The following is a 15,869-nucleotide window of genomic DNA, read 5'->3' on the forward strand; positions in this document are numbered from 1 at the left end:
AAAAGCCCCTGCCGAGCATGGCTCGGCACTACATTGGTTTTGCTGGGAAGGCCCCTGGCGAGCATGGCTCGGCACTACGGTGCAGATCCCGGCAACTCCGGCTCCCACTCTGCTTCCAGCGTCTTCAACAACACCGCTGCCTGGGTTCGGCTATTGCATTCGAGCTTCTTGAGCACAGCGGTGACGTGCACCTTCACCGTGTTCTCTGCCAGTCCCAGCACATGCGCGATCTGCTTGTTGAGCAGGCCATCGGCCATGCACAGCAGCACGCGGATCTGCTGCGGGGTCAGCCGCGCCAGCCGTGAGGCCAGCAGCGCGTCGTGCTCGGAGCGCACCGCAGCCAATGGTGGGAAACAGGTATCCCCGTCCATCGCCGCAGCCACGGCCGCACCTATCGACTCCACCGGTGCGGATTTGGGAATGAAGCCGACCGCGCCGAACTGCTGTGCGCGGCGGATTACCCGCGGGTTGTCATTGGAGGAAATGATGATCACCGGCAACTCAGGCCGTTCGCCGCGCAGCCACACCAGCGAGGAAAACCCGTGCGCGCCCGGCATGGTCAGGTCGAGCAGGACCAGATCCACATCGGCGTGCTCGGCCATGGCCTCGGTCAAGGCCGAAACACTGGCCACTTCCAGCATCTCGCCCACGGCTCCGCCGTCGCGCAAAGCATGCAGCACGGCGGCGCGGAACAACGGGTGGTCGTCGGCGACAAGCACCTTGATAAGACTCATACCGCAAGTTTGGCACGGGGGCAGCCCACCCACCCTAGCCCTAGTCCCAAATCGCTATTGGTGGCCGCAAGGGCCCTGTCTATCGTCCGCGCTCTCCCTTATACATGCCGAGGCAACGGATGGCCGTATTCACCCTGCGCGCTTCATTTACTGGTCTGCTGATGCTGGCTGCCGCGCCCGCTGCGCTTGCCAACGACGACTTTACGGCCACTGCCAGTGGCCGCCTGTATTACGAATTCGCCCATTTCGACAACGACAAGCGCGGCGTGGCCGAACGTAGCGGCGACGATCTACGCGCGGCGTGGCTGGGCCTTGCCGGCAAGGTCCACAGCGTGGGCTACAAGCTCGAAGCCGACTTCGCCGGCCACCGCCCGGTCGCCCGCGATGTTTACCTCACCCACAAGATCGGCAACGCCCAACTGACGGTTGGCCAGTTCAAGCAGTTCTATACGCTGGACGACCGCAGCAGCGCCAATCACACCCCCACAATCGAGCGCAGCTTCCTGGTGCAGTCGCTGGGCACGGCTTACCGGCTGGGCGTCGGCGCCCAAGGCAACAACAGCGGGATTTTCTGGAGCGGCAGCGTTTTCAGCCTGGAGAGCATCGACGTGTGGCAGGCCAAGGGCCACGTCATCGGCGGCCGCATCGGCCATGCGCCGTGGAGCCAACCGGGCCAGGTTCTGCATTTTGGCCTGTCCGGTGCCCGTGAACGCCACAGCCATCCTGGCGCTGATGGTGCCTTGTCGCTGTGTGCACAGGCCCGTACCACCGGCCACTACGGTCACAACGGTCGCCTGCCGCTGGTGGACTTCCGCAGCGGTCGCGCGGTCACGGTCAACCGCTACAGCTTCGAAACCGCCGGCGTATCCGGCCCGTGGTCGTGGCAGGCCGAGTACGGTGGCGCCCGCTACAACGACGGTCAACAACGCGGCGAAATCCAGGCCGGCTATCTACAGGGCAGCTGGCTGCTCACTGGCGAAACCCGCCCATACGACGCCCAGGGCGGCCGTTTTGTGCAGCTGGTGCCCGAGGGTGACTTCGGCGCCTGGGAACTGGTGGCCCGCTATGACCGCATCAACGGCCGCCAATGGCCGGCGCAGCACCGCGATGTCACCGCTGAAGCCTGGACGGTTGGCGTGAACTGGTACGCCTCCAAGAACGTCCGGCTGATGCTGGACTGGACCGACAGCCAGCGTCGTGATGAACTGCGCGGGCAGACGCTGGACCACACCGGTGTGCTTGCCGGACGCGCCCAGCTGCACTTCTAAGCCCCCGTTTGGCCCGGCCCACTCGGCGCCGGGCATACAAGAAAATAATTTTCACGTATTCTCCACCTTTCGCCCCAATAGCCACCCATAATCACGGGTGACCACGGCAAGAGGTAGGATTCGTGCAGGAAAATTACTTTCATTCCGAAACAGTTCTAGTCGGCAAGGGCCTCCCCAGCGGCGCCCCGTGGACCCCGGCATCGCTTGCGGCCGCCGCGCCGTCCATCCTGGAAGAGCAGCTCAGCCTGCCTGCCGCCGTGCTCAGCGCCTCGGCGCTGCAGCACAACCTGCAGTGGATGCGGCAATTCGCGCAGGCCTATGGTTGCCAGCTTGCACCGCATGGCAAGACCACCATGAGCCCGGCGCTGTTCCGCATGCAGCTCGATGCCGGCGCCTGGGGCATCACCCTGGCCACCGCGCCGCAGACCGTTGCTGCCCATGCCGAGGGCGTGCAGCGCGTGCTGCTGGCCAACCAGCTGGTCGGCAAAGGCAACTTCGAACTCATCGCCTCTCTGCAGCAGCGTGATCCGGGCTTCTGGTTCGCCTGCGTGGTGGACTCTGTCGCCAATGTGGCCGCGCTGGGCAGCTACTTCAGCGCGCGCGGGCAGCAGATCAAGGTATTGCTGGAGATTGGTCTGGCCGGCGGCCGTACCGGTGTACGCGATGACGCCCAGGCACAGGCCGTGCTGGACGAAATTGCGCGTTGGCCGGATGCGGTCGCGCTGGTCGGCGTGGAAGTCTATGAAGGTGTCGCCGGCGACGAGGCTGGCGTGCGCGCGATGCTGCAGCGCAGCCTTGCGCAGTGGCAGGCGATCCGTGCCAGTGGTGGCTTCCGCCAGTTGCCGGCCATCCTCAGCGGCGCCGGTTCGGCGTGGTTCGACGTGGTCGCCGAGGAGTTCTCCGTGCTGGCCAATGATGCCGACACGCAGATCGTGCTGCGTCCGGGCTGCTACCTCAGCCACGACGTCGGCATCTACCGGCAGGCGGCCGAGCGTATCCACGCCAGCAACCCGGTCGCCCGCGAGATGGGCAGCAGCCTACAACCTGCACTGCGACTATGGGCTTATGTGCAGTCACGTCCGGAACCGGGCAAGGCCATCATCGCACTGGGCAAACGTGACGCCGCCTTCGATGCGGGCTTGCCGGTGCCCGCGCTGCACTATCGCCCCGGCGATGCAGCGCCACGTGCAGCCGCCGCACACTGGAAGGTCACCGCGATGATGGACCAGCACGCCTTCCTCGAACTGCAGGCCGACGATGCACTACAGGTGGGCGACATGCTCTGTTTCGATATTTCCCACCCCTGCCTGACCTTCGACAAATGGCGCCACCTGCTGGTGGTTGATGACGCGCACCGCGTTGTCGGCGCTGTTTCCACGCAGTTCTAACTGCTTCCATCGAGCCTGTACGCATGACCGACGGTAATCTGCTGTTGATCTACGCCGCATTGTCGATCCTTGCACTGATCGTGCTGATCGCCCGCTTCCGACTCAATCCCTTCATCAGTGTCACCTTGATATCGGTGGGCCTGGCGCTGTTTGCCGGCATGCCGGCACCGGAGATCCTGCCGGCCTATGAACAAGGAGTCGGCAAGACGCTGGGGCATATCGCATTGATCGTCGCGCTGGGCACCATGCTCGGCAAGATGATGGCCGAGTCCGGCGGCGCCGAGCGCATCGCGCGCACCCTGATCGCCCGCTTCGGCACCAGGAACGTGCACTGGGCGATGATGCTGATCGCCTTCTGCGTGGGCTTGCCGATCTTCTTCGAAGTCGGTTTCGTACTGCTGATCCCGATCGTGCTCAATGTCGCCCGCCGCACCGGCGTGCCGCTGTTGCTGGTCGGCCTGCCTATGGTGGCCGGCTTGTCGGTGGTGCATGGTCTGGTGCCGCCGCATCCGGCGGCAATGCTGGCGGTGAATGCCTATGGCGCCGATGTCGGCCGCACCGTGTTCTATTCGCTGTTGATCGGCTTGCCGACCGCTGCCGTCGCCGGCCCGATATTCGCCAAGTTCGTCGCGCCACGGGTCAAGCTGCCCGCACACAACCCGATGGAAGCAGCGCTACTGGACGAAGGCCATGGCCGCATTCCCGATGAGCAGCTGCCCAGCTTCGGCATCACCCTGGCCACCTTGTTGCTGCCGGTAGTGCTGATGCTGCTTGGCGGCTGGGCCGACCAGATCGCAACGCCCGGCTCGCCCCTCAACCATGGCCTGCGCTTCATCGGCCACTCGGTGGTGGCGTTGCTGCTGGCGACCTTGATGAGCTTCATTACCTTGGGCCTGATGCGCGGCTTCAGCCGCGAGCAGATCCTCAAGTTCACCCAGGAATGCCTGGCACCTACGGCGGCGATCACCTTGCTGGTGGGCGCCGGCGGCGGCCTCAACGGCATCCTCGTACATACCGGCGTTGCCGCCGAGATCATCGGCCTGTCGCAGCGTTTCGAGCTGTCGCCGCTGTTGATGGGCTGGACCATGGCCGCGCTGATGCGTATCGCCACCGGCTCGGCAACCGTGGCGATGACCACGGCTTCCGGAATCGTCGCGCCGATTGCCGCCGCCATGGGCTATGCCCACCCCGAATTGCTGGTGTTGGCCACCGGTGCAGGCTCGGTGGTGCTGTCACATGTCAATGACGGTGGCTTCTGGCTGGTGAAGGAATACTTCAACATGACTGTCGCCCAGACCTTCAAGACCTGGACGGTGCTCGAAACCCTCATTTCCGTCATCGCCCTGTCGCTGGTGATGGCCCTTTCCATGGTGCTTTGAACATGTCGCAGAATACGTTCGATATCGTCTATGAGCTGCGCCAGCGCCAGCACGAGTTCAGCCCGGTGGAAGCGCGCATTGCTGCAGCCATCCTCGCCGACGTGGATGCCGCCGCGCAGTACGGCGTCAGCGAGCTGGCCGAACGCGCCGAAGTAAGCGCGGCCGCCATCTCGCGCTTCGCCAAGGCACTGGGCTGCGAGCATGTCCGCGAACTGCGTGCACGCCTGGCCTCGGCCAGCGCGGTCGGCAAGCGCTTCCTGGAGCAGCAGAACGCACCACCGGTATCCGCGCTGTACGCGCAGATCTGCGATGACATCCAGGAAAGCCTGCGCCACAACATCGCCAACCTGAAGGAAGACGTGGTGCAGGGCCTGGCCGACGCGCTGTGCAACGCGCGGATGATCCACATCTTCGGCCTGGGCGGTTGCTCCACCGTGTTCGCGCAGGAACTGCAGAGCCGTCTGGTGCGCTTCGGCCGCCCGGTCTCGGCCTGCAGCGATGCGCTGATGATGAAGATCATCGGCGCCACGCTGGGCCCGGAAGATCTGGTGCTGGTGTTGTCGGTCAGCGGCATCACCCCGGAAATCGTCTCCGCCGCCGATATCGCCCGTACCTACGGCGCCCGCATCGGCGCCATCACCCAAGCCGGCACCGCCCTGGCCGAACGCAGCGACTGGCTGCTGCCGATCCAGATCGAGGAAACGGATTTCGTGTTCAAACCCTCCGCTTCGCGCTACGCGATGATGCTGGCAATCGACGTGCTCGCCACCACCACCGCGCTCAGCGACGCCAATGCCAACCACGAGCACCTGCGCCGCATCAAGCTGGCACTGGACCGCCACCGTGGCGGTGATTCGCGCCTGCCGCTGGGTGACTGATCCATGCATGATTTCTTGATACGCAATGCCCTGATCTTCGATGGCAGCGACCAGGCTGGCGTGCAGGGTGATGTGGCCATCAATGCCGGGCGCATCGTCGCCGTCGGCCAGCTTGGCGACACAGCGGCGGCCAATGTGGTCGACGCGCAGGGCCTGGCGCTGGCACCGGGCTTCATCGATGTGCATACCCATGACGACCTGGAAGTAATCCGCAATCCGGACATGCTCAGCAAGCTGTCGCAGGGCGTGACCACCGTGGTGGTCGGCAACTGCGGCATCAGCGCCAGCCCGGTGCAGATCCGCGATCAGGTGCCGGACCCGATGAACCTGCTGGGCGATGCCGAGGATTTCCGCTACGCGGATTTCGCCAGCTACCGCAAGGCGGTGGACCTCGCCGGCCCTGCCGTGAACGTCGCCGCGCTGGTCGGCCACACTGCCCTGCGCCAGAACCACATGGACAGGCTGGACCGTGCCGCCAGCGATGACGAGATCAGCGCGATGCGGGCGCAGCTGCGTGACAGCCTCGCCCAGGGCGCACTCGGCCTGAGCAGCGGCCTGGCCTATGCGTCGGCGTTCAGCGCACCGTCTTCGGAAGTGGATGCGCTGGCAGCAGAGCTGCCGCGCGATGGTCTGTATGCCACTCACCTGCGCGACGAATTCGGCGGCATCCTCGATGCAATGGAAGAAGCCTTCCATGCCGCACGCGCGCCGCAGGCAGCGGTGCGCGTCTCGCACCTGAAGTGCGCCGGCATCGACAACTGGGGCCGCAGCGGCGAAGTGCTGGCCAGCCTGCACGCCGCCTCGGCCAACCAGGATGTCGCCTGCGATTGCTATCCCTATGCCGCCAGTGCCTCGACCCTGGACCTGAAGCAGGTCACCGATGCGTTCGACATCCTGATCACCTGGTCCGAGCCCGAGCCCGCCCAGGGCGGCCGCCTGCTGGCCGCGATCGCCGCAGACTGGAATGTCTCACTGATGGATGCCGCGATCCGTCTGCAACCCGCCGGGGCGGTCTACCACGGTATGAACGAGGCCGATGTACGCCAGATCCTCGCCCATCCACTGACCATGATCGGTTCCGATGGCTTGCCGCGTGATCCGCGTCCACATCCGCGGCTATGGGGCACCTTCCCGCGCGTGCTTGGCCATTACGCCCGTGACGAGCAGTTGTTCCCGCTGCACACCGCCGTGCACAAGATGACAGGGCTGCCCGCGTCGCGCTTCGCGATGGGCGCGCGCGGTTTCATCCGCGCTGGCTGGTACGCCGACCTGGTGCTGTTCGACCCGGCACGGGTACGCGACACCGCCAGTTTCCACGACCCGATCCGCGCCGCCGAGGGCATCAGCGCGGTCTGGGTCAACGGCTGCCTGAGCTACGACGGCAAGCAGGTCGTTGCCCGCGCCGGCCGTTTTGTCTGCCCCGAGGTTGCACCAGCAGCCTGAGTTGCAACCGCTGTACCTATATAAAGGAATACCGATGAGTGATATCAAACGCTATGGCGCCGAAGGTGGCGTTGGCCAAGGCAAGCAGCACATGCCGTTCTCGCGTGCAGTCGAGGCCGATGGCTGGCTGTTCGTGTCCGGGCAGGTACCGATGCGCGACGGCGAACTGGTCGCCGGCACCGTGACCGAGCAGTCGCATGTGGTGATCGGCAACGTACTGGCGATCCTGGCCGAGGCCGGTTACGGCCCCGAGCATGTCGTGCGCTGCGGCGTGTGGCTGGACGACGCCCGCGACTTCTACGCCTTCAATGGCGTGTTCAAGCACTACTTCGGCGAAAACCCGCCTGCCCGCGCCTGCGTCGAAAGCCGCATGGTGGTGGACTGCAAGGTGGAAGTGGATTGCGTGGCCTACAAGCGTCCGCAGCGCGACTGATGCGCCTGCAACGCTCGGCAGGGACCCGCTTCTCTGTAGTGCCGAGCCATGCTCGGCTGAAGCTGTACCGGTAGTGCCCCTGCCGAGCATGGCTCGGCACTACACCTGGATTGCTGGGAAAGCCTCTGCCGAGCATGGCTCGGCACTACCCGTCTTCATGGCCCCGATCTGACCTTTATGACCAGCCAGTGCCAATAGGCCCGGTTGCTATTGTGCGTAAGGAACGACAAAGTTCGCCCTTCGCTGGTGTAAGGTCCCCACCCCTATGATTCAACTTGACGCCGTACAGACGGTCGCCTTTGCGGGCTTGACCCTGTTCGCCGGCTACGCATTGTGCCGTGCCATCCCGTTCTTCCGCCGCTACAACCTGCCTGAACCGGTGGTTGGCGGCCTGCTGGTGGCATTGGCCGTGTGGTGGGCACATGGACAGCAGACCACCCTGTTCACACTCGACACCACACTCAAGACACCGCTGATGGTGGCGTTCTTCACCACCCTGGGCATCAATGCCAGCGTGCGATTGCTGCGGGTCAGCGGCAAGCAGGTGATGTTGTTCCTGCTGATCGGCAGCATCTTCGCGGTGCTGCAGAATCTGATCGGCATCAGCGTGGCCAAGATGTTCGGCCTGAACCCGATGTTCGGCGTGCTGGCCGGCTCGGCCACGCTGACCGGCGGCCCGGCCACCGGCCTGGCCTTTGCCGGGCATTTCGAGCAGGCCGGGCTGGTCGGTGCGGAAAGCCTGGCGGTGACAGCGGCAATGGCTGGCATCATCTGCGGCGGCCTGGTTGGTGGCCCGGTGATCACTGTGCTGATGCAGCGCTTCAAGGTGCAGCATCCCAGCCAGAAGGCCACCGGCGCGCAGCTGGGTGAAGACGAAGGGGTCACCGTACGCTACCCCAGCGAGTCGGCGCGTGAGTTCGACGCGCTCAAGAGCATCGTCGTGCTGCTGATGGCGATGTGGCTGGGAGTGTGGGTGGGCAAGGGCTTCGAAAGCATGGGCCTGACCCTGCCAACCTATATCGGCGCGATGCTGGTTGGCGCGGTGATCCGCAACATCGATGACTACACCGGTTGGATCAAGCTGTCGGTCCCGACCACCGACCTGATCGGCAATATCAGCCTGGCCTTGTTCCTGGCCATCGCACTGATGGATCTGAAGCTTTGGGAATTGGCTGGAATGGGCCTGCCGCTGCTGGTCAACCTGATCATCCAGGTGTCGGTCGTCGCGTTGTTCGCAGTGCCGATCTACTGGTTGATGGGTCGCGACTACGACGCAGCGATAATGGGCGGTGGCTTCATCGGCTTCATGCTCGGCACCACCGCCAACGCGATGGCAGTGATGCGGCGGCTGGCACAGCGCTACGGGCCGGCGCCACGCGCCTTCCTGGTTGCACCGTTGGTCGGCTCATTCTTCATTGACTTCATCAATGCGCTGATCATCACCGGCTTCCTGAACTTCTGGCCACACTAATCCGCCGGTTCCGTGCGCCATACCCGTGCCTTGTGCACGGGTTGGCGCGACAATGGGGCATCACCCGCCCTGCACTGTTCCGCTGATGACATCCAACGCTGCACCCGCCCCTTCTTCCCGCCATGACCTTGTTGTCATCGGCGCTGGTGTGGTGGGTCTGGCCACTGCCTATGCCGCGGCAAAGCGCGGCTGTTCGGTGCTGCTGCTGGATCGCAATGCCGGCCCGGCACTGGGCACCTCGTTCGCCAACGGCGCCCAGCTCAGCTACGCCTACACCGATGCAATGGCCGGCCCGGCAACCTGGGCGCAACTGCCGGAGATGGCATTCGGTCGCAACGGGCCTTTCCGCACACGTTGGTCAGCTGATCCGGATTTCCTGCGCTGGGGGCTGGCTTTCCTGCGCCAGGCCAACACGGCAGGCCTGCAGCGCAATACCCTGGCCACGCTGGAACTGGCACTGGAATCGCGCCAGGCCATGCAGGCCTTGCTGCAACAGCACCCCATCGATTTCGACCACGAAGTCTCCGGCAAGCTGCACCTGTACCCATCCGCCGAAGGCGTGCAGGGAGCGGCGGCGATGATCGCGCTCAAGCGCGGTCATGGCGTGCAGCAGCGGCTGGTCAACGCTTCCGAAGCAATCGCCATAGAACCTGCACTCAGCGGCGCGCCGTGGTTGGCTGGTGGCGTCTATTCGCCCGAGGAAGAGGCGGGCGACCCCTACCGCTTCAGCCAAGGCCTGCTGCAGGTGTTGCAGCAGCAGTACGGCCTGCAGGCGATGTTCGACCTCGACACACAGTCGCTGCATCGTGCTGGCGGCCACTGGCAGCTGCAGGCACGCGACGGCCGCACGCTGCAGGCAGCACGTGTGCTGGTCTGCGCTGGCATCGACAGCCCTGCCCTGCTCAAACCCTTGCGTCTGCGCATGCCGGTGATGGCGATCAAGGGCTACTCCTTCACCGCACCATTGGGCGCCAATGCACCCAAGGTCAGCATCACCGACACCAAGCGCAAACTGGTGTTCTGCCGCTTGGGCGAGCGCATCCGCGTCGCCGGACTGGCTGACCTCAACGATTGGAATCCCGCGCCAGAACCGGCACGGCTGGCAACACTGATCGCGCAGGCACGCGCGTCATTGCCCGAGGCCGCCGACTACGAGCGCATCGAAAGCAGCTGGGCCGGGCTGCGCCCGGTCACGCCGTGGACCTCACCGATCATCAAGAACCTCGGCGATGGTCTGGCCTGCAACATCGGCCATGGCATGCTCGGCTGGACGCTGGCGATGGGCAGTGGCGAACGGGCGGTGCAGCAGTTGCTGGACACGCCCTGAGCCAACTCAGCTTTCGCTGATCTGGTCCATGCGGATACGGTTGGCGAACAGCGAGAACGCCAATGCGCCGGCAAGGCCATTGGCGCGGTTGATCCACTGCGGTAACCAGCGCGGCGGCGCCAGCACCCCGGCCTCGAACAGCGGCGTCAGCGTCTGTGCGTCTTCCAGCGTCATCTTGCCGGCAAACAGCCAACGACAGGTCTGCAGCTGCTCATCGCGCAGCATCTGCCGGAAAAAGGTGTGCACCGACACCAGCCCGCGCAGGTACACCGTGTCCTTGGTGAAGGCCGCGCCGCCGCTGGTGGGAACGCCACGGAACACACGTTGTGCCGAGGAAAAGCTTTCCTCGGCAGTCTGCCCGGCGCCACGGAAGTATTTGAAGACCTCGATGAAATCAGCGCCATCACGCGCCATCGCAATCGCCTCGATACGCAGGCTGATGCGCTTGAGCCGCTGGATGTCGATGCTGCCGGTGATCTGCTCGGCAAACGTCGCCAGGCCTTCCTGCGTGGCGGTGATGCGCGGCGAAGACAAGGCCAGGCTCGGCAACACCAGCTGATCGCGGCCGTTGAGCGCGGTCAGCGAATGCACCAGCGCTTCGTGGTGGTAAAGCTGCGCACGGTCATAGGCACTGAAGGTGGCGCGGGTACGCAGGCGGATACGGGTCGCACCCGCGGCAGCCTTGGCGATCAGTTCCGGGTCCAGCTCCACGCTGATCATGCGCCCGGCGAAGAACTCATCCAGGTCGCTCTGCAGCATCAGTTGCAAGGCCGTGGCCGATACCGGCACCTGTTCCTCCGGTGCCAGCAGCTCGTGGTCCAGTTCCTGCGCGATCTGGATGAAGTGCCGCGCTGCATCGCGGGTGGTCGGGCCATTGCCAGGCATCGGCTGCTCGGGCACACCGAACAACTGGGTGGAATAGTCATCCACCGCACGCGTGCCCAGGCCTTCCAACAGGCTGGCAGCAAGATCCCAGCTGCGCGCCGAATCCTGGATGTAGCTGCCCAGCGGATGGCTCGCATCCACCGCTTCCATTACTGCAGCCAGTTCGCGCCGCGTTTCGCTGAAGTCGAGCTTGGGGTAGTCCACCTGCGGCAGCAGCGGGTTGCCACGCGCCACACTTTCCAGGAACGGCGCCTGCATGTTTGCCGGCCAGCTGGTCAGGCTCAGCAGACGGATGCCTTTGACCGCCGCCACCATCCGCGCATCCAGCGCGGCGTGATGGCTGATGGCTGGATCGCTGTGGGTATCAACCGTGTCCATGCCTGCTCCATTCAAATAAAACGCAGTTCAAGCACTCGTCTGTGGGAGCGGCGTAAGCCACGAAGCCACAATTGCATCAGCGCTGCGAACAGCTTACCCCTCCCCAACCCGTCCGGCCCGAAGGCATAGCCTTCGGTCGTTCATCAGGCCGCGCGCCAGTGGCGCGCAAGCGGGCCTTCTTCACCCCCTTTGCTGCGCAAAAGGGAGGGAGCCAGAGCGGCGAGCGCCGGCTTCAGCGCCGTTTGCCCTTGTTGATCGGCCGCCACTGCGCACCGCGCCCGCTATGTTTGCGTTCGGTCGCCTGCTCGGCCTGACGCTGGGCAAGTTTGGCTGCGGCCTGCGCCACTTCCTCGCGCAGCTTGAGGTAGCTCTCCAGCCGGCTTTCGTCGATGTCACCGCGCTCGATGGCTTCCTGCACCGCGCAACCCGGTTCGCTGTGGTGCGAGCAATCGCGGAACTTGCATTGCGTGGTCAGCTCTTCGATGTCGGCGAAGCCACCTTCAGCCAGGGTTTCCTCGCCGGTCGGCTTGAGCTCGCGCATGCCGGGCGTATCGATCAGGCAGGCGCCATACGGCAGCGGCATCAGCGCACGATGGGTGGTGGTGTGGCGGCCGCGCGAATCATTGCTGCGCACTTCGTTGGTCTTCATCCGGTCCTCGCCCAACAGCGTGTTGGTCAAGGTGGATTTGCCAGCACCGGAGGAACCCACCAGCACCACGGTATTGCCCGGGCCCAACCACGGCAGCAGGGCGGACACGCTTTCCGGGTCCTTGCCGTTGATCGCCAGCAGCGGAATCTGCTGCGCGGCCAGGTCTTCCAACACCGCCAGCGCGTCTTCGCTGTACTCGGTCTGGTCGGCCTTGGTCAGCACCACCACCGGTGACGCACCACCGCCGCCAACCAGCAGCAGGTAGCGCTCGATGCGGCGCGGGTTGAAGTCGGCGTCCAGGCCACAGACGATGAACACCGTATCGATGTTGGCCGCGATCACCTGCTGGTGATAGTGCTCACCGGCGGCACCACGCTTGATCGAGGTGTGCCGCGGCAGTAGTGCGACGATGCGCTTGCCGTCCAGCAACACCCAGTCGCCTACCGCCGCACGCTCATGGCTGGGGAAGCGCGGGCGCTGCCATTCCGGCGGCGACTCGGTCTTGAGGCTGTTGTCGGGCGCATCGGCGACCACGTAGCCGGAACGGTGCTGCTCGATCACCCGCCCCGGGCGGGCCTGCGGGTGGGCGGCAAAGGCCTCCTGCCATTGCGGGTCCTCGGGAGCACCGGGCCATGGCCAGCCGATATGGCGCAGCGAATCGAAGTCGATGGAATCAGTCATTGGGGGATTCTACCGGGGTGGGGCTTGGCGCCGGGAATGGCGGTTCAGTTGCGTCTGGGTCTGGACATGAGCAAAAGCCAAAGCCAAAGCCAAAGCACCCCTCCCCGGCCCTCCCCTTGCCTGCGGCAAAAGGGGGCAAAGCTTGGCTTCCTCCCTTTGCCGCAGGCAAGGGGAGGGGTGGGGAGGGGTGCCGTTGCCCTTGCTCCGGTAGTTGTTTTTGCCTGTAACCAATCCCCATTCCCGAATCCCCAATCCCGGCGCCAAAGCCCCGCCCCGCAGCGCAACAATTCGGCTACCATGCAGAATCCATGCCCTTGATGGCCCTGAGAAAATGTCAAGCCCTGTCAAACCGCTAGCTACCCGTGAACGCCTGTCCGAAGTCCGCTACGAAATCCGTGGTGAACTGGCCCGACGAGCGCGGGAGTTGGAGGCCCAGGGCCGCAAGCTCATCAAGCTCAATATCGGCAATCCCGGTGCGTTCGGGTTCCGTGCGCCTCCACACCTGCAGCACGCCATCGCCGACGACATGGGTCGCACGGATCCCTACACCCATCAGCAGGGTCTGCCAGTCGCACGTGAAGCCATCGCCGCCGCCTACGCCCGCCGTGGTGCGCCCGATGCTGTTGCTGACCGCGTGTTCCTGGGCAATGGCGTGTCCGAGCTGATCGACCTGTCGCTGCGCGCCCTGCTCAACCCGGGCGATGAAGTGCTGGTGCCCTCGCCGGATTACCCGCTGTGGTCGGCCGCCACCATCCTCAATGACGGCCGTCCGGTGTACTACCGCTGCCGTCCGGAAAACGGCTTCCTGCCCGATCCGGTGGAGATGGAAGCGCTGGTGTCCTCGCGCACCCGCGCCATCGTATTGATCAACCCGAACAACCCAGTCGGCGCCAGCTACCCGCGCGAGCTGCTGGAAAAAATCGTCGCCATTGCCCGCAAGCACAACCTGTTGTTGCTGGTGGACGAAATCTACGACCAGATCCTCTATGACGGCACGCAGTTCCAGCCGGTCGCACCGCTGGCCGGCGATCACCCCTGCCTGACCTTCAGCGGCCTGAGCAAGGTGCACCGCGCCTGCGGTTGGCGCGTGGGCTGGATGCTGCTGTCCGGTGCCGGCGAGCAGTTGGGCGAATTCCGCGCCGCGCTCGACCTGCTCAGCGCGCTGCGCCTGTGTGCCAACGTGCCCGGCCAGTACGCCATCGAAGCCGCGGTCAACGGCCCGGACACCATTTCCGAACTGTGCAGCCCCGGCGGCCGCCTGTACGAAACCCGCCGTGCGGTGATCGAGGCCTGCGAGGCCAGCGAGCATCTGTCGCTGGTGGTGCCGTCGGGCGCGCTGTATGCCTTCCCGGCAGTTGTCGGCCCGGCCGCGCAAGGCTTCGACGACCACGACTTCGCCCTGCAGCTGATGGAAGAAGAAGGCGTGCTGGTGGTGCCGGGTTCCAGCTTCAACGTGCCCTACCGCAACCACTTCCGCGTCACCCTGCTGCCCGAGGCCAGCGTGATGCGCGAGGTCTTCGGTCGCATCGACAAACTGCTCAGCCGGCGCGCCGAAGCCGTCACCAAGGTCGTGCAGCTCAAGCCGCGCAGTGCGGTGGGCTGATTGGCCTTGATCAGCGAGACCGCAGCCACTCCCACGTCTTACCTGGCGCTGGGCGACTCCTACACCATCGGTGAAGGCGTACCGCAGGCCGGCACCTGGCCGTTCCAGCTGGCCGCCGCGCTGCGCGCCCAGGGCATCGTGCTGGACGACCCGCAGGTCATCGCCACCACCGGCTGGACCACCGACGAGTTGGCTGCCGCCATCGACGCCGAAGCCCCGCAAGGGCCGTACGCACTGGTGAGCCTGCTGATCGGGGTCAACAACCAGTACCGCGGTCGGCCGCTGGCCGAGTACCGGCAACAGTTCGAACAGTTGCTGCAGCGCGCGATCGCCCTGACCGGTGAAGACCCGCGCCGCGTGCTGGTGCTGTCCACACCGGACTGGGGCTTCACCCCCTACGCGCAGCAGAACGGCCGCGATGCGGCCCAGGTCGCCCGCGAAATCGACGACTTCAACGCCGCCGCACACGCCTGCTGTGGCGACTACGGTGTGGCCTTCGTCGACATCACCCCGACCAGCCGTGATGGTGGTGAAACGGCGGAGATGCTGGCCGATGATGGCCTGCATCCTTCAGCCGCCATGTATCGCCGCTGGATGGAAGCTGCCTTGCCGGTAGCTGCGGAACTGCTGCAGGCAGCCCCTGCCACGTGACCGAGCATGCCGGCCATCAAGCCTTTTCGGCTGATGCCGCCAAGGCCATTGCCGGCGCATTTGCTCCAATACAGCCCTGGGGCAACCGCTGGGACTATTACTACACGCTGGGCAAACTGCGCAGTGACCCGCTCTATCCCGGCGTGCTCGAAGCACTAAGCGGCAGCAGCGCACCGCTGCTGGACATGGGCTGCGGTCTGGGTCTGCTGGCGCATGCGCTGCGCTACGACGGGCAATCCATGCCCTACCGGGGCGTCGACAATGACACCGCCAAGATTCAGCGGGCAAGCAAAGTCGCCAAGCGCTCGGCGCTCAGCGCCAGCACCTTCGAAGTCATGGATCTGGCCACCACCCTGCCAGCCCATCGCGGCAGCGTCGCCATTCTCGACGTATTGCAATATCTGCCCGATGACGCCCAGCGATCCCTGCTGCGCAATGCGGCGGCAATGCTTGAGGATGACGGCCGGCTGGTGATGCGCATGGCCCTGGCCGACGAAACCCGCCGTGGCCGTATCTCGCGCATCGGCGACCGCGCGGCCAACCTGATCGGCTGGATGCAGTTCAGGCCCCGCCACTACCCCGATGCCGACTCTTTGCGCGCTTTACTACAACAATGCGGCCTGACCGTCAGCCTCACCCCGCTGTACGGCAACACTCCATTCAACAACTGGCTGCTGGTCGCCCGACGCGGTTGAACCACG

General features: G+C 65.1%; 14 protein-coding genes. 11 read left to right on the plus strand and 3 right to left on the minus strand.

Annotation, left to right across the window (positions count from 1 at the left end; genetic code table 11):
- Nucleotides 1–74: 74 nt before the first annotated feature.
- On the minus strand, nucleotides 75–734 hold the full coding sequence (locus tag ACVOLL_RS04085) for a response regulator (RefSeq protein WP_481511718.1): 660 nt from the start codon (nucleotides 732–734) through the stop codon (nucleotides 75–77).
- Nucleotides 735–853: 119 nt separating this feature from the next.
- Between ACVOLL_RS04085 and ACVOLL_RS04090 the strand changes: the two genes are divergently transcribed.
- The 8 genes from ACVOLL_RS04090 (at nucleotide 854) to ACVOLL_RS04125 (ending at nucleotide 10,321) form a co-directional block, all read left to right on the plus strand.
- Nucleotides 854–2,002, plus strand: coding sequence for an OprO/OprP family phosphate-selective porin (locus ACVOLL_RS04090; RefSeq protein ID WP_481511719.1), 1,149 nt, complete (start codon nucleotides 854–856; stop codon nucleotides 2,000–2,002).
- Nucleotides 2,003–2,124: 122 nt separating this feature from the next.
- Nucleotides 2,125–3,390 carry an amino acid deaminase gene (locus tag ACVOLL_RS04095; protein ID WP_481511720.1) on the plus strand — a complete coding sequence of 422 codons (1,266 nt, stop codon included), beginning with the start codon at nucleotides 2,125–2,127 and terminating at the stop codon, nucleotides 3,388–3,390.
- 23 nt (nucleotides 3,391–3,413) lie between these two features.
- Complete coding sequence (locus ACVOLL_RS04100; protein WP_481511721.1) at nucleotides 3,414–4,769, plus strand: GntT/GntP/DsdX family permease; 1,356 nt, start codon at nucleotides 3,414–3,416, stop codon at nucleotides 4,767–4,769.
- 2 nt (nucleotides 4,770–4,771) lie between these two features.
- Nucleotides 4,772–5,647, plus strand: a complete 876-nt coding sequence (locus tag ACVOLL_RS04105) for a MurR/RpiR family transcriptional regulator (protein WP_481511722.1) — start codon at nucleotides 4,772–4,774, stop codon at nucleotides 5,645–5,647.
- A 3-nt stretch (nucleotides 5,648–5,650) separates the two neighbouring features.
- A complete protein-coding gene (locus tag ACVOLL_RS04110) occupies nucleotides 5,651–7,090 on the plus strand; it encodes an N-acyl-D-amino-acid deacylase family protein (protein ID WP_481511723.1) in 1,440 nt (479 codons plus the stop codon).
- A gap of 34 nt (nucleotides 7,091–7,124) precedes the next feature.
- Entirely contained in the window at nucleotides 7,125–7,523 is a 399-nt protein-coding gene (locus ACVOLL_RS04115; RefSeq protein WP_481508577.1) for a RidA family protein, read from the plus strand.
- 265 nt (nucleotides 7,524–7,788) lie between these two features.
- A complete protein-coding gene (gene gltS / locus ACVOLL_RS04120; RefSeq protein ID WP_481511724.1) occupies nucleotides 7,789–8,994 on the plus strand; it encodes a sodium/glutamate symporter in 1,206 nt (401 codons plus the stop codon).
- An 85-nt stretch (nucleotides 8,995–9,079) separates the two neighbouring features.
- Entirely contained in the window at nucleotides 9,080–10,321 is a 1,242-nt protein-coding gene (locus tag ACVOLL_RS04125; RefSeq protein ID WP_481511725.1) for an FAD-dependent oxidoreductase, read from the plus strand.
- Between the two features lie 6 nt (nucleotides 10,322–10,327).
- Here ACVOLL_RS04125 and ACVOLL_RS04130 read toward each other — a convergent pair whose 3' ends face one another.
- Both ACVOLL_RS04130 and rsgA read right to left on the minus strand, forming a co-directional pair.
- A complete protein-coding gene (locus ACVOLL_RS04130) occupies nucleotides 10,328–11,584 on the minus strand; it encodes a flavohemoglobin expression-modulating QEGLA motif protein (protein ID WP_481511726.1) in 1,257 nt (418 codons plus the stop codon).
- Nucleotides 11,585–11,816: 232 nt separating this feature from the next.
- Entirely contained in the window at nucleotides 11,817–12,914 is a 1,098-nt protein-coding gene (gene rsgA / locus ACVOLL_RS04135) for a ribosome small subunit-dependent GTPase A (protein WP_282273104.1), read from the minus strand.
- A 331-nt stretch (nucleotides 12,915–13,245) separates the two neighbouring features.
- Here rsgA and ACVOLL_RS04140 point away from each other — a divergent pair, with 331 nt between their 5' ends.
- From ACVOLL_RS04140 to ACVOLL_RS04150, 3 genes are read left to right on the plus strand one after another with little or no spacing between them, the layout of a single operon-like run.
- On the plus strand, nucleotides 13,246–14,517 hold the full coding sequence (locus tag ACVOLL_RS04140; protein WP_481511727.1) for a pyridoxal phosphate-dependent aminotransferase: 1,272 nt from the start codon (nucleotides 13,246–13,248) through the stop codon (nucleotides 14,515–14,517).
- 9 nt (nucleotides 14,518–14,526) lie between these two features.
- Nucleotides 14,527–15,168, plus strand: a complete 642-nt coding sequence (locus ACVOLL_RS04145) for an SGNH/GDSL hydrolase family protein (protein WP_481511779.1) — start codon at nucleotides 14,527–14,529, stop codon at nucleotides 15,166–15,168.
- Complete coding sequence (locus ACVOLL_RS04150) at nucleotides 15,165–15,863, plus strand: class I SAM-dependent methyltransferase (protein ID WP_481511728.1); 699 nt, start codon at nucleotides 15,165–15,167, stop codon at nucleotides 15,861–15,863. Before ACVOLL_RS04145 ends, ACVOLL_RS04150 begins: the two co-directional genes overlap by 4 nt.
- The last annotated feature ends 6 nt before the right edge of the window (nucleotides 15,864–15,869 follow it).

Source organism: Stenotrophomonas sp. STEN035, assembly GCF_056759935.1.